Genomic DNA, 23,503 nt, shown 5'->3' with positions numbered 1-23,503 from the left:
CAATAACATGAAAAAACTTATTTTCTTATTTCCTATTGCTGCTTGCTTGGGTAGTTGTTTCGTAATGAGCCCAGCGCCCGCAAATGACTATTTCAGTAAAAACACCAAGGACATCCGGATGAATGTATCACGACACTTGCAACAGGTACAATACACTTATTACCCTCAGGAATTGCCTGTTGATAGCGTACTGGTCCTTGATCCCTTAACCATCCAGTATTTCAAGCTTCCTTTGTATGCCGAAGGTGGATATTACCTGTTTTACAAAGATGAGCCAAAAAAGAATATCAAGTACATTGCGGGGGTCCGATCATTGGTGACCAGGCGATACCATAATAATTCATTTGTCGTAGACACTTTGATCATTGGGAAAAGAAAATAACGTTGGACTCTTCTTTAGAAATTCCTTTGATCCTCGCCTGAGACTACTCGAATGAAGGTTTGTAATTTAATAGGGCGATTATAACACCAATAAATCAGGGCATCTCGAATACGATTATATAAGAAAATGAATTTCTTTTCAATTTATCTATAAAGCGTTTTGAAACGCCCACAACAAAGCAGTTGATGTATCATGTTAGCAGTTTGAACTTGAACCCTGTCGATGGATAAGCATACCATTCGGGGTGATCTTGACCCGAGCTTATCGTTTAACCTTCGAAGACCATTGTCAAAATCGTTTCTATAGCGTTTATTATGTGCTGACGGCCGTTTGGCTCAGACAGGTCGATATCAGAGAAGACGGCACCATTATGCCGGGTATGCAAGATCATGTAGTAGATGCCGCCCACAAGCAAGGCGGCTACGGCCCGGAAGTTCAACTGGTCATTTTTCAGATATTGATCGGCCATCTGTAAAAGTTCTTGTCCTTTCGCCTCCCGGGCACGGTGTACACTACGCATCAGGTTGCTGCTAACGGTCAGTTCCCATAAGATCAACTGCTGCATTTCTTTATGCTCGTAAAAATAGAGGAATTGGTTCTTGAGGATATCTCCAAGTAAGCTTTTCACATCTTCCATTCCTTCCGGCACTTTAAGTTCATGCAAATGGTCGGCAAAGCGCATCCAGTAATCGGTTTCCATCACGTAAGCTTCCAATAATCGCTCAAAGCTGCCAAAATAACGGTAGATCAGTTTCTTATCCGTACCCGCCAGCCGGGCGATCTTATTAACGCCTAAACCGGAATGACCCTCGTTCCGGATGACGTGGGCTACGGCATTGATCAACTTTCGCTTGGTTTGTTCTTTGTCTTTCATGATCGTTATCTGGTTATGGACGCGCTGAACATTTGGCTATCAAACTATAAGCCCACACTACCTTCTGCCCAATAACCTTGTAGCTTGATACTTTTGGAAGCGACACCCAATGATCGCAACACTTTCCGGAACGCCTGTACCGAAGCCACATTTCCGGTCAGGTAAAAGACGGCTTGTCTCAATAGGCCGGGGATCGCTGCCAGGTCCGCCTGCAGGACAGCGATCGCTGTGCTGGCCGGATTTTCCGGCGAACGGCTGACGGTCTTGACATCGAAACCGAGATCTTCAGGAATATTCAGATTGCTTTCATTTAGTTCCAAGACGCCACGGCATAACTGACCGTTCGTGTGGATCTCTTCCATCAGCGCAAAATAGAAGCTAAGGCTGGTCTCATCGCCGAAGAAATAGTGATAATCAGCTTTGGGCTCATATAGTTTCTTGCCTCCTGGCGCGGAGATCTTAAGCCGGTCACCGGGTAATAGCCTGGAGGCAAGATCGCTGCCAGGGCCTTTGCCATGCAAATGGAACATCACTTCGAATGTTCCTGCGGCCTCGGCGAAATTGTATGGCGTGTAATGCCGCAGTTCACGGTCGCTGGCCCGGAAGATGATCGACGACCCGGGATGGTAATCGATATGCTGCAGATCGGCGCTGAAGGTGACCTTCTTCAATTCTTCGCTATATTTGATGGTGCCGGTCACTTCGACATCCAGGTACTTGGAGGATAGCAGATTCTCCATTTGGTCCGCTACCCATTTTGGGACGTTAGGCATAAGCTATTTGTTGACATTAAAATTATTGGTCGCTTTCTGTAACTGCAGTCGTGCCAGCATCAGGTCGTAAGCGCTCTGTATGTAGACCCGTTCGGTCTCATTCAGGCTTTTCTCTGTGTCGAGCAATGAACTGTACTCAAATGCGCCGAGCCGGTACTGCTGCTGCTGGTTTTGGAAAATGGTTTTTGATAATTGATAACTATCCCCGGCATTTTTCATGTTCGAAACGGCGTTTCGCAGCGCGATCTTCGCCTGCTGTACCTCATAATCGATATCGGCCTTCTTCTGTGCCAGCAGCATAGTGTTCTGGCCGATCCGCTCCCGGTATTCGCTAGACAGAGCCCTGTTCTTATAATGGGCCGAGATCGGAATATGCAGGTTCAGGGACAGGTAACTGAATGGGCTCCACCATCGGCCCGTGCCGTACCGGAAGTCATCCGAAAGAAATTGCTGTGAATAGTTTGCGCCGAAAGAGAGTGCGGGCAGCAAAGCCTGCCTGGCTTTCCGGAGGTTCAGTTCATATTCCTGCCCGGCCAGTTCCAGCAAACGGATCTCTGAACGTGTTCCACTCGGCTGACTTGCGTCGGGATCGCTGGCACCGGTCAGTTCAAGGGGATCGGTCAGCTTCAGGTTCGTGCTTTCCGGCACGTTCAAATGGTAATGTAGTTGCAGCAAGCTGAGCGCATAGCTTTGTTCGGCCTGCTTTAACAATTGCTCCGCATTTTCCCTGTCGAGCTTCGCGCGCAAATACTGATTCTCGATCAGGGACCCGGCTTTGAGCATTCCTTCGGCGATCTTTTCATATTCGCTGTTACGTTCCGCGATATTGGCGGCCACGCGTCTTTGCAATCCCCGCAACTGGACATCGAGGTAACTGCGGCTGATGGTCAGCATGATCTCGATCTCAGCCGCACGGTTCTTCTCTTGTTGCTGCAGCGATCGGTTCTTAGCGATCCGGACATCGTTGATCAGGTTCGCGTCGTAAATGGGTTGTGAAAGGCTGAGGCCTAAGACCGTCTGATTCTTTACGGTCAGCGGCAGCAGCGTGGGCTCGTTAAAGCCCGGCAGTACGCCGCCGGGGATTACAGAATTCTGCAACTGTGGGCTGTACCTGACCTGTCCGTCCCCATTGATCTCAGGCAGCCATTTATTTTTCGCCTGCGCGATCTGCGATCCGGCGATCCGGGCATCATAAGCATTGGCTTTTACATCGTAGCGGTTCTGCAGGCCGATCCTGATCGCTTCGGTCCGTGATAATTTCAAGGTATCGGCTGTTTGCTGCGCTTCGCACAGGGATGCCGTTAGGATTAGTAATATAATGGGAATGATCTGTTTCATTGGTTTTAGAATTTAATGTGCGTCTGCCGGGTCCTGTTCACTTTTCTTGGGTGTCCTGATCATCAGGATGAGCGGGATACAGATCGCGAACAAGATGGCGAAGGTGATGAACCCGTGGTTATAAGCCAGCAGGGTCTGCTGGCCGGTGATGCCGGCATCGATGATCTGATGCGCTGCGCGTTCTGCATCATCCGTAGCGTAACCAGAAGCGGAAAAGCTTTGGGTGAGTTGCCCCAGCCGTTCCTCAGTCGCGTCGCTGTAAGCAGAAATGTGGCCGACGAGGTTGCCGCGGACGAGTGCGGCATTCCGGGTGGTATAGATACTGATCAGCGCGACACCGATCGCACCGCCCAGTTGCCTGGTCATGGTGGAAAGCCCCGATGCCTGTGCAAGTTCCTCGCCGCGCAGCGTACCTACGGCGATACCGATCATGTTCGGGGCGATAAAGGCGACACCGATGTTGCGGATAATAAAGGGCCAGAAAAGATCATCCCCTGATGCATCAGGGGATAAAAAGCCCAGCGGGAGCAGTGAAACGATCACGAGCACCAGTCCGGTGATCATCGGTACTTTGACGCTGGTCTTTTCAAAGAGTTTCTTACCCAGGATCATGCCTGCAGCACCGGTCAGCCCGCCCGAAATGAGGAACGCACCGGTCTTGGTAGCGGTCCAGCCCAGAGAGATCTGGGCCAGCAGCGGAAAGATAAATAGTGTACCGTTGGCCATGATACCGTAAGCCAGTCCGATGACATTACCCATGATCAGGTTGAAATTTGTGTACAATCGCAGGTTGACCGCCGGATGATCTGTGCTCAATTCCCGCCAGATAAAGGCGATAAAGGATACGATCGAGATCGTAAAGAAAGTACGGATCTCCGTGCTGTCGAACCAGTCGTGGATCGAGCCTTCCTCCAGTACGTATTGTAAGGAACCCAGAGCCATGGCAATGAAAACAATGCCTGCCCAGTCTATTTTCTTAGGTTTTACAGCGTCCTTGAGATCAGTGATGTACTGCCAGGAAAGCATGCCGCCGATGATCCCGATGGGCACGTTGACAAAGAATATCCAGTGCCAGGACAGGGAATCGGTGATCACGCCGCCTAAGACCGGGCCGAACACCGGCCCGAGCAGGACACCTAGCGCAAAGATCAGGAAGCCTGTTTTGGCCTGCTCCGGAGGGAAAGCACCCAAGACGATCGACATGGCCGTTGCCAGCAGGCCGCCACCCGCCATGCCCTGGATGAAACGCCAGCCGACCAGCATCCACAAACTGCCAGAAAGACCGCACAATAAAGAGGTAACGGTGAAGATGAGCACGGAAGCCGTGAAGTACGACCTGCGGCCGAACAAACTGGCGAGCATCCCCGATAATGGGATGATGATCACATTACCTATCCCGTAAGCGGTGGAAACCCAGCCGATCTCGGTAACGGTCGCGCCGATGTTACCGCTGATCTCCCGCAGGGAGACATTCACGATCGTACTGTCTATCAGCTCCATTACCGCACAGGTCACGCAGGTCAGCACCAGGATCCATTTGGCGGCACCGGTCGGATATTGTTGTTCCGTTGCCATGTTAATTGACCTTTACTTTGACAAATGCGCTCAAGCCAGGATAGAGTTTTCCATCGCCGGGATTCCGGTCTAACCGGATCCTGACCGGAAAACGCTGCGCGATCTTGATGAAGTTACCGGTGGCGTTGTCAGGAGGCAGCAGGGCGAACCGGGCGCCGGTCGCGCCGCTTAGCGATTCGATCCTGCCGGTCAGTTTCGCGCCTTCGAACGCATCAACAGAGATGCTCACCGGCTGTCCTGGTTTGAGCTTATCCAACTGCGTTTCCTTGAAATTGGCGGTCACCCAGATGTCTTTGTGGTTGATCAACGCGCATAGCGACTGACCGGCCGTGATATATTGGCCGGATTGCACGTTCCTTTTGGTAACGATCCCATCGAACGGTGCGATCACAAAGGCATGGGTCAGCCGTTCCCTGGCGGCGTCCAATTCTGCCTGCTTTTCCCTGATGAGGTTTCGGGCAACGCCGACCTGTTTGCCCTGCGTCACCGCTCGCGTGTTCAGTTGGGTCACATTGCCTGTCGACGACCGGCGCAGCGCCTGCGTTTTCAGGTAAGCGGCTTTATTGACATCAGCCTGTGTTTGCAACTGCCCATAAGCGGTCTGGGTGATGGCTTTGATCTCCAGCAGTTTTCCGGCGCGCTCAAGATCGCTGAGAGAGCGCTCATAAGTGGCTTTCGCGGCCTGGATTGCATGTGCATCCGACTCCGTATCATAGCGTGCGGCTTGTGCGTTCTGAAGGCTGGCCTGCGCGGTACCTTCGGAAATAGCGACGTTGAGTTCGGCACTCGATAGTTCAGCTGAGATACGGGCCACTTCGGCCTTCAGTTCGGTCGTACTGAACACCAGGAGCGTATCGCCCTTCCTGACCTCCTGGTTGTCCTTGAAGCGTATGTCCGACAGGTAACCGCTGATACCGGCCCTGATGGGCAGCACATCACTGTCCAGTTGCGCATTGTCGGTCGACTCATACTGGCGGCTGTTGTAATAGATACTAATGCCATAGCAGGCCAGGCCGATCAGAACAGCCGCACCAAGCAACAGTTTGGGTTTATTGTTCTTCTTTTTTGGGGATATTTCTTCTTCCATTGTCTGATGATTTTGAATAGGACAAAGGAAGAAATGAGGGCACGTCGAAACAATGAACCAATTGTCTGAATGTATGGACTATTTGCGGTATTTGCTGCGAAACTCCAGCGGTGACATGCCGGTCGTTTTGCCGAAGAGGCGGATAAAATAAGTGGTGTCGGTATAGCCGAGCAGGTGTGAGAGTTCCTTGACCGTAGTGTCGGTGTAGAAGAGTTGACGCTTAGCCTCCAGTATGATCTCCTGATGGATCCAGTAGCTTAGCGGGAAACCGGTGGTGTTCTTGACCACTTCATTCAGATAAGAGGCAGATACGTTCAGCGCCGCCGCGTACTCGGACGGACTTTTCATCTCCCGGAAACGCAACAGCAGCAGGCTTCGGAACTGCCGGGTGATCAATTGTGGCCGGAGTGTTGAAGCGGGACCGGGCCCTTTACTGGCCTGGCAGATCCCCGCGAACAGGCTAATGCATACGTCCAGCATATGATCCGGAGTCCGATCTTCCCGAAGGTCTTCAAAATGGAGGTCGATCTTTCCAAGCAGGTTCAAACTCGATTGAAGCAGCACCGCTTTTTCTTCGGATACGATGACCGGCACGTTGCCAAAAGCAAATTCCGCGAATGCATTCCGGTAATTTTCAGGAACGATGGACGGATCCGCAGCTAGTACGCAAGCAGAAAGCCCGGTCGTATCAATGCCGTAATGCACTTGTCCGGGCAGAATACAATAGATGGCACAGCCATCGACCGTTACCTCTTTAAAGTCCACCATCATTCTGGTCGACCCGGTACGCTGAAACAAAAACAAATAATTGTCATCACGGTGCGCCTGATCCCAATGGGAAACATCTGTGGGACTGACGAGATCAAATAGCTGGAAGCTCCGCACTGCGCGTTCGTGCAGGTGATAAACCGGAATATTGCTTTTGTTCTTAGCCATCTCTGAGGACCGCAATGTACATACTATTGCGGGAATATAGCTGGATTTTTCGCGGGACTTACTGGACTATTTATCGGTGCTTGATTCATTGGTATGTCAGCTGCCAACTCATTGACCGGTCGTTTCCCTTGGCAAAACGCCATAATGCGCTTTATAGACCTTGCTGAAATGCTGTGGGTTCTTATAACCGGAAAGCGCGGCGATCTCTGCGATCGTTCTGTCCTTTTGGAGGAGATATAGTCTGGCCTGTTCAAGTCTCACGTGACGCAGATAGCCGAACACCGTATGACCGAACAACTGTTTGAATCCTTTCTTTAGTTTATCGGTGTTAATGCCATGGATGTAGGCCAGACCTTCGAGCGAGTGCGGAAGTACCAATGTGGAATCCATATCCCGCTTGATCGTGGTCAGTATTTCCACATCGCTCGCGTGCAGCCTGACGGAACTGATCAGGCCGGGACCGCCACCGAACTGCTGTAACTGCAGGGCAAAGAGTTCATTTACTTTTGACTGCAGGTAGAATTCCAGCAAATGATCCGGCAGGTCGCACTTGATGATATTTTCAATGACACGCCGCATTTCGAAGGTCACCGGCAGGCTTTGCCTGCCTAAAAGGACGCTTCGCTGCTCTGCCATCGCCTCGGCGAAGTGCTGGAAGGGCATATAGGTGGCCTTCAGCAATCCGTGGAAATGATCAGGCCTGAAATTAACCTCAAAAGTAATGAAGCGCCGGTTGCGTTCCATCACGAGCAGTTCTTCTGAGCCGGCATTCACAAAAAAAAGATTGTGTTGTCCTTCCAGTATACTCAGGCTTACTTGTCCGTTAAGATAACTCTGCTCGTGACCGGAAAGCCCAAAATGCATCTGAACGGTCGGTTCCACGCCATCCGCATTAACAGCAAGATCGAATGGCAGAGAAGCCACGGAATACCGGATAACGATGTCCGAAAAGAAGATCTCCAGTACATCTGCGGAGATGCCCATTTCATTGATGCGGTAGCGGTTGATCATGACGTTGCCGCTCCTGCGGGTACTCAGGCATCCACTCTGGATCGCGTCCATCAAGGTCATTCCGCTTATCGTAATTCTTCTTTTCACTGCATTAATACTTCGGGACGATCTGGATGGCCATCCTACATTTGCCGAGCAAAGATACTTATTTATAATGATTATAAATAAGACCAGCTATTCATCTAAAACTACATCATTGAGCAACACATTTATATCCACAAGAAGCTATTCATTTTTATGGTTACTGCTGAGCCTGCCGCTGGCGTCAGCTGCGCAGCAAAGCCGTACAGGATCACTGTATGGGAAAGCGATCAACATTGATCATCAGCCGTTAGAAGGGATCACCGTTCGTACCTATCCCGGAGATAGGACCGTGCTGAGTGCATCGGATGGTACCTTCCGTTTGGACCGGCTCGCTTTGGGTGACTACACCGCTACCTGTTCACTGGTCGGTTATCATACCGCTACCATTAAATTCAGGATCAGCGGCACGGGAACAAAAGAGATCGCGGTCATTCTTGAAAAGGACACGAAAGAACTGTCGGAAGTGCAGGTCACCGGCGTGCTGGCAGCAGCAGTTACCCGTCAGGGGTACAACGTGACGGCTATCGATTCAAAAAAGCTTCACAATACGACCTATGATCTGAACCAGGCTTTGAATCAGGTTTCCGGGGTAAGAGTAAGAGAAAGCGGCGGCCTGGGGTCCAGCTTTAATTTTTCGCTGAATGGATTCACGGGTAACCAGGTGAAATTCTTTCTGGACGGTGTCCCGATGGATAATTTCGGTTCTTCGCTACAAACTAATAATATCCCCGTCAACCTCGCGGAAAGGATCGAGGTCTACAAAGGTGTCGTTCCGGTATGGCTGGGGGCTGATGCACTTGGCGGTGCCATTAATATCGTTACCAACCCAAATAAGAAAGATTACCTGGATGTTTCCTACAGTTACGGGTCCTTCAATACGTACAGATCGGCTGTCAACGCCGGATTTACCGGAAAGTCGGGTTTTACCGTACAACTGAACGCATTTCAGAACTATTCAGATAACGATTATTGGGTCAACGCAGATGTGGCGGACCTGGTGACAGGTGTCTATACGACCCGGCGCGTCCGTCGTTTCCACGACCGTTACCATAATGAAACCCTCATCCTAAACACGGGTGTGACGGGTAAACTTTATGCAGATAAACTATTGTTCGGAATAACACTTGGACAGAATGACGCTGACATTCAGACCGGTAACCGGATGTTCGATGTTTATGGCGCGCGTAAGCGTAAGGGAAACACGATCATGCCGACCTTTAAATATTTGAAAAATGACCTGTTCCTGAAGGGATTGAGCCTGAATGTCAGCGCGAACTACAACTTCGGGACCGAACAATCCATCGATACGGCCTTCCGCCAGTACAACTGGCTCGGGGAATTCCGGAACAAGTCTACTGACCCAGCTGCGGTCGGCGGCGAACTGAACCGCACCCTCTACAAATTCCGGAATAATACCTCACAGGCCAGCAGCCTGCTAAGTTATAGGATCAGCGACAAACATTCGGTCGTCCTGAATGATACCTGGTCGGGTTTCGACCGGAAGGGTAAAGATGAACTCGATCTGAACAATGAATTGAACAAGCTGCCAAGGAAGAGTTATAAAAACATTATTGGTGCGGGCTACCGTTTCGACGCGAATGACCGGTTCAACCTTTCCGTTTTTCTAAAGAACTATCGCCAGACCACAGTAGCTTATATCAATAATGTTCCTACCGACGCTCCGTATGGCACACCTCCGGTATATGCAGAAGACCGTCGCCTGATCAGCAGGTCTGGCTACGGTACCGCGCTGGCCTGGATCATCAGGACCGGACTGCAGATCAAAGCTTCGTACGAAAAGGCATACCGTCTACCGGACAATAATGAGATCTTCGGCAACCCGACGGCTGACCTGCTCTCCAATTTCACCCTGAAGCCTGAACGTTCGGACAATTTTAATTTTGGTATCGATCAACGTTTGCCACGTTTTGGCCGGAACACGGTCAGTATAGCATCCAACTTCATTTATCGCAATTCCAAAGATTTCATCCGTCCGAGCCTGACCTCCTCGCGAGGTGTGGCCATGGCACAGATGCTGAACCAGCAGGATGTAACCACCTATGGTGTCGACGGCACTATCCGTTATGCCTGCGGCGAACTATTTACGGTCACCGGAAATATGACCTGGCAGAATATCCGTAACCAGACACGGTACATTCCCGGTACAGACCAACTAAGTGATACTTACAATGACAGGGTGCCGAACATGCCATATCTCTTTGGAAATCTGGCGGCTCAGTACCACATCAAAGGTATCGGAGGTGCCAACAGCGGATTAAATCTCGGCTATAACCTGACTTACGTCCACCAATACTATCTGAATTGGCCAAGCCAGGGTGAAGCAGGCAGTAAACCGATCATTCCCGGACAGGTGCAACACGACCTGAGCGCGCTCATGACCCTGAAGGACGGCAAATACAATCTCGGCCTGGAATGCCGGAACCTGTTCAATGCAGACATCTTCGACAACTTCAGCCTCCAGAAGCCCGGCAGGGCCTGGTACATTAAGCTCAGGTATTTTATCTCCCGTAAACACGAGTAACCATCATTTATATACATTTTAAATCAAAGCACATGAACAGATCAGGATCGATCCTTTTGACCGCAGCCGTCCTTATGACGATGGCCGCAGGCTGTAAAAAAGACAAGAACAACACCCCGGACCCGGGACCGGGTGGGACGAACAAAGAAAAATATGTCCTATCGGGTATGGCGATCACGGGCGCAACGTCCGGCAGCAGCTATGTCCTCACCGCCGATGACCTCTCCGCCGGTACGGTAAGTACGACCGGCAACGGTGTCGAAATGGACCTGGGAAGCGGTTTGATACAAAACAACACGATGTTCTCCATTGCCTACGGCTTGGCTGGTCAGGGTCCTGTGATACCTTATAAATTGGGGGCGGATGGAAAATTGGTAAAAGGCAATACGGTCAATGTGACCACAGCCAATGTTTTTGGTACATTCAATAAGGACGCTATTATTACCTGCGCGGTACCAAGGGATATCAATAGCCCGACAGCCACGTTTACTGTACTGGACGCAGTAAATCCGCAGATCAAGTCCACGGCAAGTATCAATACGGCAAACATGCTGAGCGGAACCGGTGAGATGGCGTACTTTACCGGCTTGTTCCAGGTAGGTGACAAAGTATTTGCGCCATTCATGAGCATCAAGGGTACAGCCGATGATGGTTTCGGTACAAAGTTTCTGGATAATTCATGGATCGCGGTCTTTTCCTATCCAGGTTTAACACTCGAAAAGATCATCAAGGATGACAGGACGAGTTATATAGGTGCCTACTTTGGCATGTACGGTGTTGCTCAGACCGAAAGCGGCGATGTTTATTCCTTCTCGACGGCTGTAGCAGGCTCGACCAAACCGTCAGCCGCTTTGAAGATCAAAAAAGGATCGACCGAATTTGATGCTACTTACTTCTTTAACCTGGAAACTGCCAGCGGCGGTTACAAGGTCGCACGCATGACCTATGTTTCCGGTAACCTGTTCCTGGCGGAAATGTATGCCGAGCAAGGTAAATCTGCCGGCAAAGTGAAACTTGCTTTACTCGACGTCGATAAGAAGACCGTGGAATGGGTAAGCGGTTCACCTAGCTATAATCTGGGTTTACTGAGTACGGCATTCTATGTGGAGAAGGATAAGGCCAATGTACTGTTGCCGGTAACGGGTGATACAGGAGTAACCAACATTTACAAAGTCAATTTAAGCACAAAAACAGCTACCAAGGGGGCCGAAGTAAAAGGCCTTACCGTTGTGACCGCTGTCAGCAAATTAACCTATTGATCCCGGAGACCACGCTTACTTTGGAACACAACATCATGAAGAAAAAGGGATCAGCCTGGCAATGGGCGAAACATCAGAAAAGGTGGTTCGGCAAGTGGCATACCTATCTTGGCGTCATTGCCGGTGCGATCGTCGCGCTCATTGGCGTTACAGGCAGTATCCTTGTTTTTCAGGATGAGATCGACCGTGCGCTGAACCCTGAACTTTTCAGGGTTGCAGCACGGTCTCACCGCTTAAATTTTGCCGAAGTTGCGGAGATCATGAAAGTGAGATACCCGGAATATCAGGTGACAGCAATTGGCAACAGCGACGTTACCAATCTTAATCTGCCTTATCGCATTTCTGTTCGTCAAAACAAAAATGCAGACGGAGTAACCGAATTATACTTGAATCCATTCAACGGAGAACTGACCGGGAAGCGTAATTTTCAAAGCTCATTGATGCAGGTCGTCATGCGCCTGCATATGAGCCTGCTGTTAGATCTGCCGGGCAGGCTACTTGCAGGTGTGTCGACGCTGGTCTTATTGATCATTACGATCTCTGGACTTAGACTTTGGATACCGGCTAAATGGAAACAGTTCAGATCGGTATTGACCGTGAAATTCGACGCAAGTTTCAAAAGGCAGAATTACGACTGGCATAATGTGATCGGCTTTTATACAGCGCCTTTTGTTATTATGCTTTGCCTGACCGGGTTCAGCCTGAATATCGGGATCATCGCCGCACCGGCATTGATCATGACCGGCGGTGAGCGGATCGGCGTTTTAGGTAAACTGATCAATGCTAAGTCGACTGTTAAAGCGGGTGCGACACCTTTATCGCTAGATCAACTGCTAAGGATCGCCGGATCAGTTATGCCCAATGGCCAGATCAAAGACATCTCATTTCCGGCCAAACGAGTTGGGACGTATACGCTGGAAGTGGTCAATCCGGGAAAAATATATCCGGTCAAAACCGATATACTCATGATAGATCAATATTCAGGTCAAGTGGTTTTTAACAGCACCCGAGATTTTCAGCCTATAGGCAAAGCTTATATCAATTGGTTAAAGCCGGTGCATTATGGTAGCTTTGGTGGCTTGCCGACGAAGATCCTTGCTTTGCTGGCCGGACTGTCGCCCTTGGTATTATTCATTACAGGCGTTATCATATGGTGGCCACGATACCGAAAACAAAGCGCAGATAAACTGCGCCCACTCAAATTAAAGAAAGATTATCAGACCTCCGCGATGATTGAACCGCCATCACTGAAAACCGTTTTTACGCGAAGTTTCAGATCCGGAACAAGGTATGCGCTCTGGACCGCGCTGATGAGTTTTCTGTCTGGTGCTTTTTATGGACTTTTGTCCGGGGTGGTCATTGAGCCCGCAGCACTGGCCGTCTATATGACCTTCGGTATTGTTATTATGAACTTTGTCTTCGCCTTGATCGCTTTCATTGCCTCATGGGTGTTCAAAACGATGGTACTTTTCAAGCGAAAGGTCAGCATCAGGGGTACGATCAGATATTTCGGTTTATCGCTATCATTTCTGCTCGTATTCCTGGTGCTTTTTCTGATCGTTTCCAGGTCTGGTCTGGTCAATTATTAAATTTGAAAGCCCGCAATAACAAAAGTAAGAAAAGTGATCTACGTATTTAAAACCTCTGTAACCACGGAAATTGACATTCAATCATTGCAGCCATACTTAGACGGACTTCCACGAACCCAATGAAATTGCGACCTGAACGATTGTGATAAAATTTTAAGGATTGAAAGTTCATTAGATTTAACGAAAATACTAAGACATATATGCCTTTAGGGGCGGCATTTCTGATGCTTTATTAAAAAACCGGCGAGTGGAAACTCGTCGGTTTTTGTTATGTGGGTAGCTCGCCGGGCTGACACATTTACCGGGGTCAGGTTTGTGTTATAACGCTTACTGGTCATTGCTCCATGCCGCAAAAGAAGCTTGTAAGTCTTCTTCAGTTTCAGGTAACTGGACTTTAAGCGAAGCGTCAACTCTTGCCTGTACGCTTTCCACAAAAGGTCTGAAGCCTATGTTGTATTTTTCAAAAGCAATTTGGTGATCTTTATTAATTTGTAGCTCTTTCGTCAATAGCTTTGCGCCTTGCATAGCCAGGCTGGTACCCATACCCGTAAAAAAGCTTGGCGCATAGGCGGCATCCCCTATGAGACCTACCCGACCTTTTGTCCAGGACGACATCTTGATCTGACAGGCCTCATCAAAATACAGATCATCAGCAACCAGCATAGCATCTAAAATTTCCGGAAGTTTCCAATTCGTATTGGCACCAAAATGATCTTTCAGGATCTGCCTCGGCTGTTCGCGGTCGCGGTGGTTCCATGTTAATTTAGGCGCCCGAAAGACAAGAATGGCATTTGCTGCGTCTTTAAATTGAAAGATCACGGCCTGTTTGCCCAACTCACGGTAGACTATGCCGGTAGATTTGGTCCTGCCTGTCTGAATATGATCTGCTGCTGCAAATGCAAAGTAAACACCCAAAAACTTTTTGAAGTCGTCCTCCGGACCGAATACCAGTTTTCGCACGACAGAGTGCGTGCCGTCGGCACCGAACACCAGGTCATATGTTTTATCCCCGCCTTTTTCAAAGGACACTGCCACATGATCTTCGTGCTGGGTCAAAGCAGCTATGCTATTATTAAAGATGATCTCTACTTCATCTTTTGGAATAATGTCGTAGATAATTTTGACCAGGTCACCACGGTGGATCTCAATGTCACCCAGGTACTCCGGCAAGGTATTGATGGCAAACCGAACTAATGTTTGATCCTTAGCATCTACTATCTCGTCCGTATGAACAAATTCATTGGCCTTGATCTGGTCGTAGATACCCATTTCCCTGGCTATATCTAAAGCTTCACCACGAACGTCTATGGGTGAACCGCCTGTCCTGAGATCATTTCCCAATTCCACTATAGTAACCCCGTAACCAACTTTATTTAACCAGTAGGCCAGCGTCAGTCCTGCAAAGCTGGCACCCGATATCAATACTTGTTTTTTCATCACCTTCGATTTAATTGCTGTGTATTTAATTTATTAGCACAAAACTAATCGTAGTTTTACGAGTAAAATATTCGATAAACTACTATTTTTAGTCGAAAAAATGAAGAGTAAAAATGAACATGTCGACAGCGATATGCAGCACTTCACCAACAAGTTGGGGTTAATCATAGAAAATGTTTTGCAGAATTTTCAGGTCAACTTCTTTAAAGGTTTAACTTTTTTGCCTGATATGGCCATGCACTTCGGGTCATTTGTTGTAAAGGAAGATTTCACCCGGGTGACCGGGCAATCCGATCTCATCGACGGGATCGGTATTATATTTCACAATATCTTTGAAGACAGCGGAGACACAGGAAAGGGAAATCATAAAACGAATGGCCCCATGGAGCCACCATATGTACGCATCTTTCCCTATGCGATAAGCCAAACGTTGCAATTCAAAAAAAACACACAGGTATCACATGTTTCCATCAGCATCAGTGCCCAATACTTAAGGAATTTTTTAAAGGAAGAGTCTGAATACTTTGCTTATTTGTTTGATAGTGCTAACAGTTTCTGGATAGAAGAATTGATGACCGATGATATTTTACGTACTGTAAACGATATTGTGAAAAAGGAAGAGCCGGGTAACTTAAAAAGTTTTTATTATAAGATGAAAGCGATGGAATTGCTTTTCTACCTGTTTGAAAGTTTAAAAAAGCGCGAGAGCGGTAGAACTTTGAAATTGAACGCGAAGGAGATCCAGGCTGTTTACGATGTCAGGGATAAGATTGTCTCCTCGTTGAGCAATCACAGTGCGATAGCGGAATTAAAGCAAATTGCTGGTATGAACGAATTCAAACTACGTAAAATATTCAAACAAGTGTTCGGCATGGGCATTTATGATTATTATCAACATCTGCGGATGAAAGAAGCTGCACGTCTTTTAAGTGAGGAGAAACTGTCGGTCTCTGAAGCAGGCTATCAAATGGGTTTCGAGAACCTTGGTCATTTTACGAAGGTGTTTGAAAAGCACATTGGCAACAAGCCTAAAAAATATATACAGTTAATTGATACCCTTCGATAGATCTAAGGGCATTTTTGTGTCGTCATATTTATTGCTCTGGATATTGAGGTAGTTCCCAGCCGCCATCCCTATCTTCAGGTAAAAGAGTAGCGATGAGTTTTGGAATGCGCAGAAACAAGGCAAATCTTGTGACAGCATAAAAAAGATCTATACCCATTTGTGTTTTGGGCATTCCTAAACGTAAAAGAAAGGGTTTTATATTCTGAATTTCATTTACAAATGGTCGTAGCGTCTTTTCGTAATTTTCAAACGCTAATGATAGATCTTCAGGATGATTGTTGATTTCGCCTGCCAATACATAAGCACCCACGAGGCTTCCTGACACGCCCATTCCACTATACGGCGATGCACAATGCGCCGCATCGCCCATAAGCACTACACGACCTTTATACCAGGTGTCGCTCTTAACTTGCACGACCTCTTGTGAGAAAAAATATTCGGCGGTTTTCATACCTTCTATGAATCGGTCTGTCTGCCAACCTGCATCTTGGAATTTCCCGATCCAAAATTGTTTTTGTTGTCCAATTGACATTCTGTGGATCGCAGACGCCTCATAAGAATTTTCCCGAAGAACAAAGTAAACTTGCGTTTCATTGGCGTTATGGCTTCTTCGCATGATCGTTCTGCCACCGGGGGCAATATAAGTATCACGAATGTTGGTGTCTGTCTCAATTCTTGGAATGAACCAGTAGGCCATATGTATCCCCAATTTGAGATATGGCTCTGCAGCGTTGGCGGGCATTATCGCTTTTCGGGTATAAGAACTTTGGCCATCGGCACCAACCAAAATGTCAAAGGTGTCGGAGGTCGCATCTGAAAATGTAACGTGGACTTGCTTTTCATCTTGCTCAAAGTGTTCGACGGTCTTGCCAAAAATATACTTCACATCATCTTTTGTTGCATCATAAAGAATTCTCACCATATCGCCACGCATTATCTCATATTCAGAGGTAAGTGATTGTGCACCCTGTCCGGAAGTGTTCGCCATAATGGTAGCTTGTACCTTGCCTTGAGCATTTACAAATGAAACACCGGCTTCATCGACAAGATGCTTTTTAACTTTATCAAGAAGTCCCATACGTTTGACAGCCTCAATTCCTTGCCCACGCAAATCGACCTGTGCCCCTGTAGCCCTGAGAGCAGGGAACCGTTCAACTATGGTTACCCGATGACCACTTTTTGCAAGCCAAAAGGCTAATGCCGGGCCTGCAATCCCACCACCGCAGATCAGGATGTTCAAGGGGATAGTTCTTAGATCGTATAGTATGCCATTTTCCATTTATGTCTTTTTATGCAATTATTGAGCTTAATAGGATAAAAGTATCTGAACGAAACAAAATAAAATAGCTACATTTAGCTAAATAATAGTCGAAATCGTTCAAATAGTGAAATCAATTTATAAAGAGAAGGATTTGATACTGCACGGGAAAGTTCTCAGGGCAACACCTGAAAATAAGTTGACACGTATTCCTGATGATATGGGTACTGGTTATATCAAAGGATATGTAATTAGTCCCAAATTAAGACTATTGGTTAGGCAGTATGAATTGATAGAGGGTTTTGTATTGGACAGAGGGCTAAGCGAAGAAGAAGCCAATTTTGTGATGATCGCTTTCCACAATGTCTATTACGCAAAAGCTGATATGAAAAACAAACCTTTGCAGCCATCCGTGCTGGGCAGATCACTGCCATCATTGCAAGTAAGTACCGCGGGGTTTAATTACGAGTTTTTTCCGGCCAATAAGAAAATTAATTCAATAGTAATCACTGTTCATAAGGACTATTTAAAAGAACTGCTTGATCTGAAAACCGACAATGGTCTTTTAGAAACTATTACCTCCAGCGATCAGTCCTTTCTGTTTGAGGAACTTATATCGCCACAAATACAGGATGTTGCTGATGAAATTGTCACTGCCGATCCTGCGAAAGAATTACAAAATCTGTATTATAAGATCAAAGCAGAGGAACTTATCTATTTACTATTCGTTGAATTGCTGAAAAGACAGGATACAGCTTTACAAAACCTTAATGTAGCTGATGTGAAAAAGGTGTATGAGGTAAAAGATAAGATTCTTTCCAACATTGATACGCCACCAATACTTACTGAACTTGTAAAACTATCTGGAATGAGTGAATCTAAATTGAAGCGGTTGTTCAAACAGATTTTTGGGAATAGTATTTATAACTATTATCAAAGTGTTAGAATGAAGGAAGCAGCTTATTTATTGAAAGAGGAAAAATTAGCTGTTTCAGAAGTAGGTTATCGTTTGGGATTCTCGAACCTCAGTCATTTCACACGGCTATTTGAAACACATCATGGAATAAAGCCTAAGAAGTTCAGGGGACGAATGAAAAGCAATATCTAGTTAACCAAATAAATAGCGCCGCTCTGGTAAATATTTTTTTTAGGCGCTGAAAAGTAGGCGACAAAATAAGTTCTTTAAAACGCCTTTAACATCAAAGGTATCATACAGCAGGGTTTCGATTTTCATATGTTTAGCTATAGATGATACATCGATATAAATCTATCTTTTTAGCATTAAGCAGCCAACGATTCATGATTTGAACTGAATTATGCGCCTGACCAGGCTCTACCCGGTTGTGTTACCCATTAAAAGGCAAAATGTTGGAAAGCATATATAGCTTTGAGCAGCCGCTGTGGATTTGAAGATCTATGGGAGATAATTGATTTGTTAATCATTTCCCTATATCGTTGCTCTAAATTGCACTAATTATTTTACTTCAATATAAAAATTTAACCTTTATAGATTCAGTCTCGCTATATTCTTGGTACGCCATTAAGCCCATTAAAACTCGCTACTCATAATTATCGATATACGTTTTTTAAACATAACTGCCGCTATCAAATTGATAAAGTCGGAATATCCACTTCATACGTGCTTGGCCAGATAGGGTGCGGTACGGCTCTCTTTGTTTTTGACGATCGCTGCCGGCTCGCCTTCAGCTACGATCCGGCCGCCTGATTCACCTGCGCCGGGCCCGATATCGATCACCCAGTCGCTGGCCGCGATCACTTCCATGTCATGCTCGACCAGAATGACCGTATTGCCGGCATCCACCAGGCGGTTCAGCTGTAATAATAAGCGTTCCACATCTGAAGGGTGCAGCCCCGTGGTGGGTTCGTCCAGCACATACAGCGTTTGACCATTTTGGGCACGTTGCAGTTCCGTAGCCAGTTTGATGCGCTGCGCTTCACCGCCCGAAAGTTCGGTCGCGGGCTGCCCCAGTCGCAGGTAACCCAGGCCAACTTCCTGTACGACCTCCAGGGCACGGCTGATCGCCGGTTCTTCGTCAAAGAAGTCGGCCGCCTCATCTACGGTCAGGCCCAGCACTTCTGCGATGTTTTTGTCCTTGTAGGTAACTTCTAATGTTTTTGGATTATAGCGGGTGCCGCCGCAGGTCGGGCAAGGCGTGTAGACACTTGGCAGGAACAGCAGTTCGACCATGACCATCCCCTCCCCTTCACAATGCGGGCAGCGCCCTTTGACGACATTGAACGAAAAGCGGCCGGCATCGAACTTGCGCGCTTTGGCCATGGCCGTGGCAGCAAACAACTTACGGACGTGATCGAACAGGCCTGTATAAGTGGCCAGGTTGGACCGCGGTGTACGCCCGATCGGCTTCTGATCGACCACCACCAGTCTTTTGATGTTTTGCATACCAATGGTGATCTGACCGTCCAGCGTTTGTACCGGTGTGTCTTCCAGCGGATCCGCCACACTATCGCCGGGGATCTCCAACTGCAAGCCCAAATGCTGAGCCACCAATTCTACCAGTACCTGGCTCACCAAACTGCTTTTCCCGGAACCGGATACACCTGTCACGCTGGTTAGAACGCCTAAGGGGAAAGCGACATCGAGATTCTTTAAATTGTTCCTGCTGACGCTTTCCAGTTTTAGCCATGCTTTGGCTTTCCTGCGGTCGTTGGTGGTTTTGTGCCTGTTAGGCCTATCGTCATAGATATAGCGCCGTGTAAGTGATCCGTTTACGTCTCGAAGACCTTCAGGTAAGCCGCTGTATAAAACATGACCGCCTTTTTCACCTGCTGCCGGGCCGACATCCACGATCCAGTCGGCATGCCGGATCACATCGATCTCGTGCTCAACGACGAATAAGGAATTACCGGATGCTTTTAATTTATCCAATGCGCTTAGCAGGGCCTCGGTATCGGCCGGGTGCAGGCCTGCCGATGGCTCGTCCAGCACATAAACTACACCGAAAAGATTGGAGCGTACCTGGGTGGCCAACCGCAGCCGCTGTAGTTCTCCCGGAGATAATGTCGGGGTGCTTCTTTCGATGGTCAGGTAACCTAAGCCCAGGTCAAGCATGACCTGAACGCGGGCCAAAAAATCTTCAGCGATGCGTTTAGCTACCACTACCTTTTCCGGGTATTTTTCCTCCAGTTGTCTCAAGGCTTTGGCTTCACCGCTGGCGTAGGGTTCAAATATTGTTGCAAGTTTATTTAATGGCAGCCGGGATATTTCAGCGATATCATAACCGGCGAATTTGACGGACAAGGATTCCTGTCGCAGGCGCTTACCATGGCATAAGGGGCATTCGCTGCTGATCATGTATTGCGCGACTCTTTTTTTCATGAGTGCGCTTTGCGTATTGGCGAACGTGTGCCTGACGTACCTCCGCGCGCCCGTAAAGGTGCCCATGTAATCCGGCTGGCGCTTGTTTTTGATCAAGCGCTGAATTTCTTGGTGGGTATGCCCCGAATAGACCGGGACGACTGGCTGTTCTTCGGTGAACAGGATCCAGTCCCGGTCTTTTTTGGGCAGATCTTTCCAGGGGACGTCAATATCATAACCCAGGGTGGTCAGGATATCCCGCTGGTTCTGGCCCTGCCAGGCCGATGGCCAGGCGGCGATCGCTTTTTCCCGGATGGTCAGGGTGTCGTCCGGCACCATCGTTTTTTCCGTGATCTCGTAGACCCGGCCCAGGCCATGGCATTCCTTACAGGCACCTTCAGGTGTATTCGGTGAAAAGGATTCCGCGTAAATAATGGCTTGGCCCGGTGGGTAATCGCCCGCCCGGGAATAAAGCATGCGCAATAAATTGGACAGGGTCGTGACGCTGCCCACCGAAGAGCGGGTACTGGCCGCGCCCCGCTGCTGCTGCAGGGCGACCGCAGGTGGCAAGCCTTCGATCTCATCCACTTCCGGGATGGCCATCTGGTTGAACAACCGGCGGGCATAAGGCGATACTGATTCCAGGTAGCGTCTTTGCGCTTCTGCATACAATGTCCCGAATGCTAGAGAGGATTTGCCGGAGCCGGAGATACCCGTGAAAACGATCAGGGCGTCACGGGGAATATCCAGGTTCACATTCTTCAGATTATGTTCGCGGGCGCCGCGCACCCGCACAAAGCCGGATAGATCCTTAACGTTTTTAGCCATGAAAAGTAAACAGGTAAACAAGGTCGAAGTTTCGATCCGTCCGTTTTGGGCTTTGGGGGATCAAGATGATGAGGCAAAGAGTTAAGTTGTGAATTCTTGGAGAAACATTTGGCGCTACGGCATCTGAACGCCAGTTAGCGCGATCACCCGTAAGTGCCTTGTAAAGAACTTGGCGCCTGCTGATCAGAATTTCCTTTTATTGAACTAGCGATACATTACAATGGTATAGGTATCGAACCTGGCGCTTTTAACGAATTATCGAACGGCGCCAAGGAGCTTTCTTCTGACTGAATAGTCAATAATAAAGGCAAACAAAACTCCAGCAATCCAATGATCACGCCCAGCTATATTAACTTCAGCTATAACCACCTGAATAATTGTAAAAACCACCATCAGTAATAAACCGCCTGCGAGGTCGTCCAAACTCTTTGTGCGGAATTTACTATGATCATTTTTTTGAAATTTTGTGAATTCAGAAAAATATCGTTACTTCTAACATCATACTTAATGACACTATAAAGTATTAAAATATAAATGAAAGAAAGTATACAAATGGTCCTTACTAGATCCAAACTCTTACGGATAGGGTTTATTGCAATTTTTTTTTCTTGCTCAACAACGAAAATGACAATCAAAGAAAACAGTGTGCATGAAAAAGCAGACTCGCTTTATGACGAAGTTCATATACTTGGCTTGGAACTCACCCAAAAGAATAAGGTTCCTGGAGTGGCAGTTGCTGTTATTCAAAACGGAAAAATTGCATGGATACAATGTATCGGATATGCTGATATGGCAAGCAAAAAACCTGTAACCACTCATACAATTTTCAACATTGGTTCAATATCCAAAGTGTTATCTGCATGGGGATTTATGCAATTGACGGAAAAAGGCCTTTTAAAATTAGATGATCCAGTTAATCGATCTTTAACCCGTTGGACATTGCCTTCATCTCCCTATGATGTGTCAAAAGTCACACTACGACGCATATTAAGTCATACAGCAGGGCTTTCTGTACATGGCTATGGGGGCTTTGAGCAGGGAACACAGTTGCTAAGTCTAGAGGAATCTCTTAATGGGAAAACAAAAAGAAACGGTGAGAGAGTAAGACTTATAAATGAGCCGGGAACAAAATGGGACTATTCCGGAGGGGGGTACACTCTTGCACAATTACTTCTTGAAGAAAAGACAAAAGAGAGATTTGCAGATTACATGAAAAAAAATATTTTTAAACCTTTAGGATTAATGCATACAAACTATGAATGGACAAAAGCAATGATGGCAAGTTCTGCTACCGCTTATGACACTTCTGGTAATCCGATAAAAAATAGAATATTTACAGAACAAGCAGCAGCAGGATTACAAACAACTGTCTCGGACCTAGCTCACTTCGCGGAACTATCCATTATAACTAATTCCCGGCAATTGAACAGTGTTTTGAGACCAGAAACGATACAATTAATGGAACAACCAGTTTTACCATCATCTAATGAAGGAGAAAGTGGTCTTGGGTATCGGTTCTTGAATTATGACAATTTTCGAACTATTGGACACACAGGTGAAAATGTAGGTTGGAGCGCTGCAATGTTTTTGCATTTACCCACAAAAAGTGGATTAATAGTGCTTTGTAATGGTTCTAATGGTGACCATGTTTGGTACCCTATTTATGAACGATGGGCAAATAAGGTAAAAACACAAGCGACGAAGGTTCATTAACGCAAAAAAAATTACCGCTAACAAGTTATTATCAATCATAATATTTTCATCAGCGTTTCAGGTACAACCATGCCAATAAAAAAAATGGACTATTTTGCGATCTATGAGACTATGTTTTTGAGCTATTTTCCTCATCCCTCTAAACGTGTTAAAGATCTTTTCAAAGAATTATCTAAAGAAGTCGCATCGGAAGCTTAAATACAAACACGGCTCTACAGATTATATGGAAATAAAATTCAAGCCCCGCTTTTTAAGTGGGGTTTTCTATTAAGACGGATTTTCAAAAGTATTATGCGCCTGGTTAGGCTCGAACCAGGGACCATAATTTCTTTCACTTTGTAAACAGCTGATTTTTTGCTACTTTTGAATAGTCAGATAGGTAACCTCCTAAAGCAGCACCCAGTGCTTGCTGTA

At 47.2% G+C, this 23,503-nt stretch carries 18 protein-coding genes; 7 read left to right on the top strand and 11 right to left on the bottom strand.

Annotated elements, in window-relative coordinates; all coding sequences use genetic code 11:
* Window positions 1–7: 7 nt before the first annotated feature.
* Complete coding sequence (locus tag INP83_RS12745) at window positions 8–382, top strand: hypothetical protein (RefSeq protein WP_219124484.1); 375 nt, start codon at window positions 8–10, stop codon at window positions 380–382.
* 268 nt (window positions 383–650) lie between these two features.
* Here the strand turns inward: INP83_RS12745 and INP83_RS12740 are convergent, their stop codons facing one another.
* The 7 genes from INP83_RS12740 to INP83_RS12710 form a co-directional block, all read right to left on the bottom strand.
* A complete protein-coding gene (locus INP83_RS12740) occupies window positions 651–1,256 on the bottom strand; it encodes a TetR/AcrR family transcriptional regulator (protein ID WP_219124482.1) in 606 nt (201 codons plus the stop codon).
* Between the two features lie 44 nt (window positions 1,257–1,300).
* Window positions 1,301–1,996 carry a siderophore-interacting protein gene (locus INP83_RS12735; RefSeq protein ID WP_219124481.1) on the bottom strand — a complete coding sequence of 232 codons (696 nt, stop codon included), beginning with the start codon at window positions 1,994–1,996 and terminating at the stop codon, window positions 1,301–1,303.
* Between the two features lie 36 nt (window positions 1,997–2,032).
* Window positions 2,033–3,367, bottom strand: a complete 1,335-nt coding sequence (locus INP83_RS12730; protein WP_219124479.1) for a TolC family protein — start codon at window positions 3,365–3,367, stop codon at window positions 2,033–2,035.
* Between the two features lie 12 nt (window positions 3,368–3,379).
* Window positions 3,380–4,942 carry a DHA2 family efflux MFS transporter permease subunit gene (locus INP83_RS12725; protein ID WP_219124477.1) on the bottom strand — a complete coding sequence of 521 codons (1,563 nt, stop codon included), beginning with the start codon at window positions 4,940–4,942 and terminating at the stop codon, window positions 3,380–3,382.
* A 1-nt stretch (window position 4,943) separates the two neighbouring features.
* Window positions 4,944–6,029, bottom strand: coding sequence for an HlyD family secretion protein (locus INP83_RS12720; protein ID WP_219124476.1), 1,086 nt, complete (start codon window positions 6,027–6,029; stop codon window positions 4,944–4,946).
* Window positions 6,030–6,107: 78 nt separating this feature from the next.
* Window positions 6,108–6,965: an AraC family transcriptional regulator gene (locus tag INP83_RS12715; RefSeq protein ID WP_219124474.1), complete on the bottom strand. Its 858-nt coding sequence runs from the start codon at window positions 6,963–6,965 to the stop codon at window positions 6,108–6,110.
* Window positions 6,966–7,073: 108 nt separating this feature from the next.
* Entirely contained in the window at window positions 7,074–8,027 is a 954-nt protein-coding gene (locus tag INP83_RS12710; RefSeq protein ID WP_219124473.1) for a helix-turn-helix transcriptional regulator, read from the bottom strand.
* 145 nt (window positions 8,028–8,172) lie between these two features.
* Here INP83_RS12710 and INP83_RS12705 point away from each other — a divergent pair, with 145 nt between their 5' ends.
* Genes INP83_RS12705 through INP83_RS12695 form a run of 3 tightly spaced genes read left to right on the top strand, consistent with a single transcriptional unit; the run spans window position 8,173 to window position 13,450 of the window.
* Window positions 8,173–10,602, top strand: a complete 2,430-nt coding sequence (locus INP83_RS12705) for a TonB-dependent receptor plug domain-containing protein (RefSeq protein WP_219124472.1) — start codon at window positions 8,173–8,175, stop codon at window positions 10,600–10,602.
* Between the two features lie 32 nt (window positions 10,603–10,634).
* Complete coding sequence (locus tag INP83_RS12700) at window positions 10,635–11,861, top strand: DUF4374 domain-containing protein (RefSeq protein ID WP_219124471.1); 1,227 nt, start codon at window positions 10,635–10,637, stop codon at window positions 11,859–11,861.
* A 35-nt stretch (window positions 11,862–11,896) separates the two neighbouring features.
* A complete protein-coding gene (locus INP83_RS12695) occupies window positions 11,897–13,450 on the top strand; it encodes a PepSY domain-containing protein (protein WP_219124470.1) in 1,554 nt (517 codons plus the stop codon).
* A gap of 327 nt (window positions 13,451–13,777) precedes the next feature.
* On the opposite strand, the gene INP83_RS12690 is transcribed toward INP83_RS12695, so the two are convergent.
* The gene (locus tag INP83_RS12690) at window positions 13,778–14,887 is read right to left on the bottom strand and encodes an FAD-dependent monooxygenase (protein ID WP_219124469.1); all 1,110 of its coding nucleotides are present in this window, start codon (window positions 14,885–14,887) and stop codon (window positions 13,778–13,780) included.
* A 100-nt stretch (window positions 14,888–14,987) separates the two neighbouring features.
* Here INP83_RS12690 and INP83_RS12685 point away from each other — a divergent pair, with 100 nt between their 5' ends.
* Window positions 14,988–15,953 (top strand): AraC family transcriptional regulator, encoded by a 966-nt coding sequence (locus INP83_RS12685; RefSeq protein ID WP_255563144.1) that lies wholly within the window; start codon window positions 14,988–14,990, stop codon window positions 15,951–15,953.
* A 28-nt stretch (window positions 15,954–15,981) separates the two neighbouring features.
* Here the strand turns inward: INP83_RS12685 and INP83_RS12680 are convergent, their stop codons facing one another.
* Window positions 15,982–17,232 carry an FAD-dependent monooxygenase gene (locus INP83_RS12680; RefSeq protein WP_219124468.1) on the bottom strand — a complete coding sequence of 417 codons (1,251 nt, stop codon included), beginning with the start codon at window positions 17,230–17,232 and terminating at the stop codon, window positions 15,982–15,984.
* 106 nt (window positions 17,233–17,338) lie between these two features.
* Here INP83_RS12680 and INP83_RS12675 point away from each other — a divergent pair, with 106 nt between their 5' ends.
* Entirely contained in the window at window positions 17,339–18,319 is a 981-nt protein-coding gene (locus INP83_RS12675) for an AraC family transcriptional regulator (RefSeq protein WP_219124467.1), read from the top strand.
* A 525-nt stretch (window positions 18,320–18,844) separates the two neighbouring features.
* On the opposite strand, the gene uvrA is transcribed toward INP83_RS12675, so the two are convergent.
* Window positions 18,845–21,376 carry an excinuclease ABC subunit UvrA gene (gene uvrA, locus INP83_RS12670; RefSeq protein ID WP_219124465.1) on the bottom strand — a complete coding sequence of 844 codons (2,532 nt, stop codon included), beginning with the start codon at window positions 21,374–21,376 and terminating at the stop codon, window positions 18,845–18,847.
* A gap of 255 nt (window positions 21,377–21,631) precedes the next feature.
* The gene (locus INP83_RS12665; protein ID WP_219124463.1) at window positions 21,632–21,799 is read right to left on the bottom strand and encodes a hypothetical protein; all 168 of its coding nucleotides are present in this window, start codon (window positions 21,797–21,799) and stop codon (window positions 21,632–21,634) included.
* 201 nt (window positions 21,800–22,000) lie between these two features.
* Between INP83_RS12665 and INP83_RS12660 the strand changes: the two genes are divergently transcribed.
* Window positions 22,001–23,089 carry a serine hydrolase gene (locus tag INP83_RS12660; protein ID WP_219124461.1) on the top strand — a complete coding sequence of 363 codons (1,089 nt, stop codon included), beginning with the start codon at window positions 22,001–22,003 and terminating at the stop codon, window positions 23,087–23,089.
* Window positions 23,090–23,503 lie beyond the last annotated feature (414 nt).

Origin of the sequence: Mucilaginibacter sp. 21P (assembly GCF_019331605.1) — a bacterium.
GTDB lineage: Bacteria > Bacteroidota > Bacteroidia > Sphingobacteriales > Sphingobacteriaceae > Mucilaginibacter > Mucilaginibacter achroorhodeus.
The sequence above is the reverse complement of the archived record's forward strand: the minus strand, read 5'-3'. Positions and strand labels throughout refer to the sequence as shown.

Bases quoted from the DNA above. Each gene is read 5' to 3' on its own strand.
- INP83_RS12745 (WP_219124484.1), top strand. From the start codon at position 8: ATGAAAAAACTTATTTTCTTATTTCCTATTGCTGCTTGCTTGGGTAGT.
- INP83_RS12740 (WP_219124482.1), bottom strand. From the start codon at position 1,256: ATGAAAGACAAAGAACAAACCAAGCGAAAGTTGATCAATGCCGTAGCC.
- INP83_RS12735 (WP_219124481.1), bottom strand. From the start codon at position 1,996: ATGGAGAATCTGCTATCCTCCAAGTACCTGGATGTCGAAGTGACCGGC.
- INP83_RS12730 (WP_219124479.1), bottom strand. From the start codon at position 3,367: ATGAAACAGATCATTCCCATTATATTACTAATCCTAACGGCATCCCTG.
- INP83_RS12725 (WP_219124477.1), bottom strand. From the start codon at position 4,942: ATGGCAACGGAACAACAATATCCGACCGGTGCCGCCAAATGGATCCTG.
- INP83_RS12720 (WP_219124476.1), bottom strand. From the start codon at position 6,029: ATGGAAGAAGAAATATCCCCAAAAAAGAAGAACAATAAACCCAAACTG.
- INP83_RS12715 (WP_219124474.1), bottom strand. From the start codon at position 6,965: ATGGCTAAGAACAAAAGCAATATTCCGGTTTATCACCTGCACGAACGC.
- INP83_RS12710 (WP_219124473.1), bottom strand. From the start codon at position 8,027: ATGGACGCGATCCAGAGTGGATGCCTGAGTACCCGCAGGAGCGGCAAC.
- INP83_RS12700 (WP_219124471.1), top strand. From the start codon at position 10,635: ATGAACAGATCAGGATCGATCCTTTTGACCGCAGCCGTCCTTATGACG.
- INP83_RS12695 (WP_219124470.1), top strand. From the start codon at position 11,897: ATGAAGAAAAAGGGATCAGCCTGGCAATGGGCGAAACATCAGAAAAGG.
- INP83_RS12690 (WP_219124469.1), bottom strand. From the start codon at position 14,887: ATGAAAAAACAAGTATTGATATCGGGTGCCAGCTTTGCAGGACTGACG.
- INP83_RS12685 (WP_255563144.1), top strand. From the start codon at position 14,988: ATGAAGAGTAAAAATGAACATGTCGACAGCGATATGCAGCACTTCACC.
- INP83_RS12680 (WP_219124468.1), bottom strand. From the start codon at position 17,232: ATGGAAAATGGCATACTATACGATCTAAGAACTATCCCCTTGAACATC.
- uvrA (WP_219124465.1), bottom strand. From the start codon at position 21,376: ATGGCTAAAAACGTTAAGGATCTATCCGGCTTTGTGCGGGTGCGCGGC.
- INP83_RS12660 (WP_219124461.1), top strand. From the start codon at position 22,001: ATGACAATCAAAGAAAACAGTGTGCATGAAAAAGCAGACTCGCTTTAT.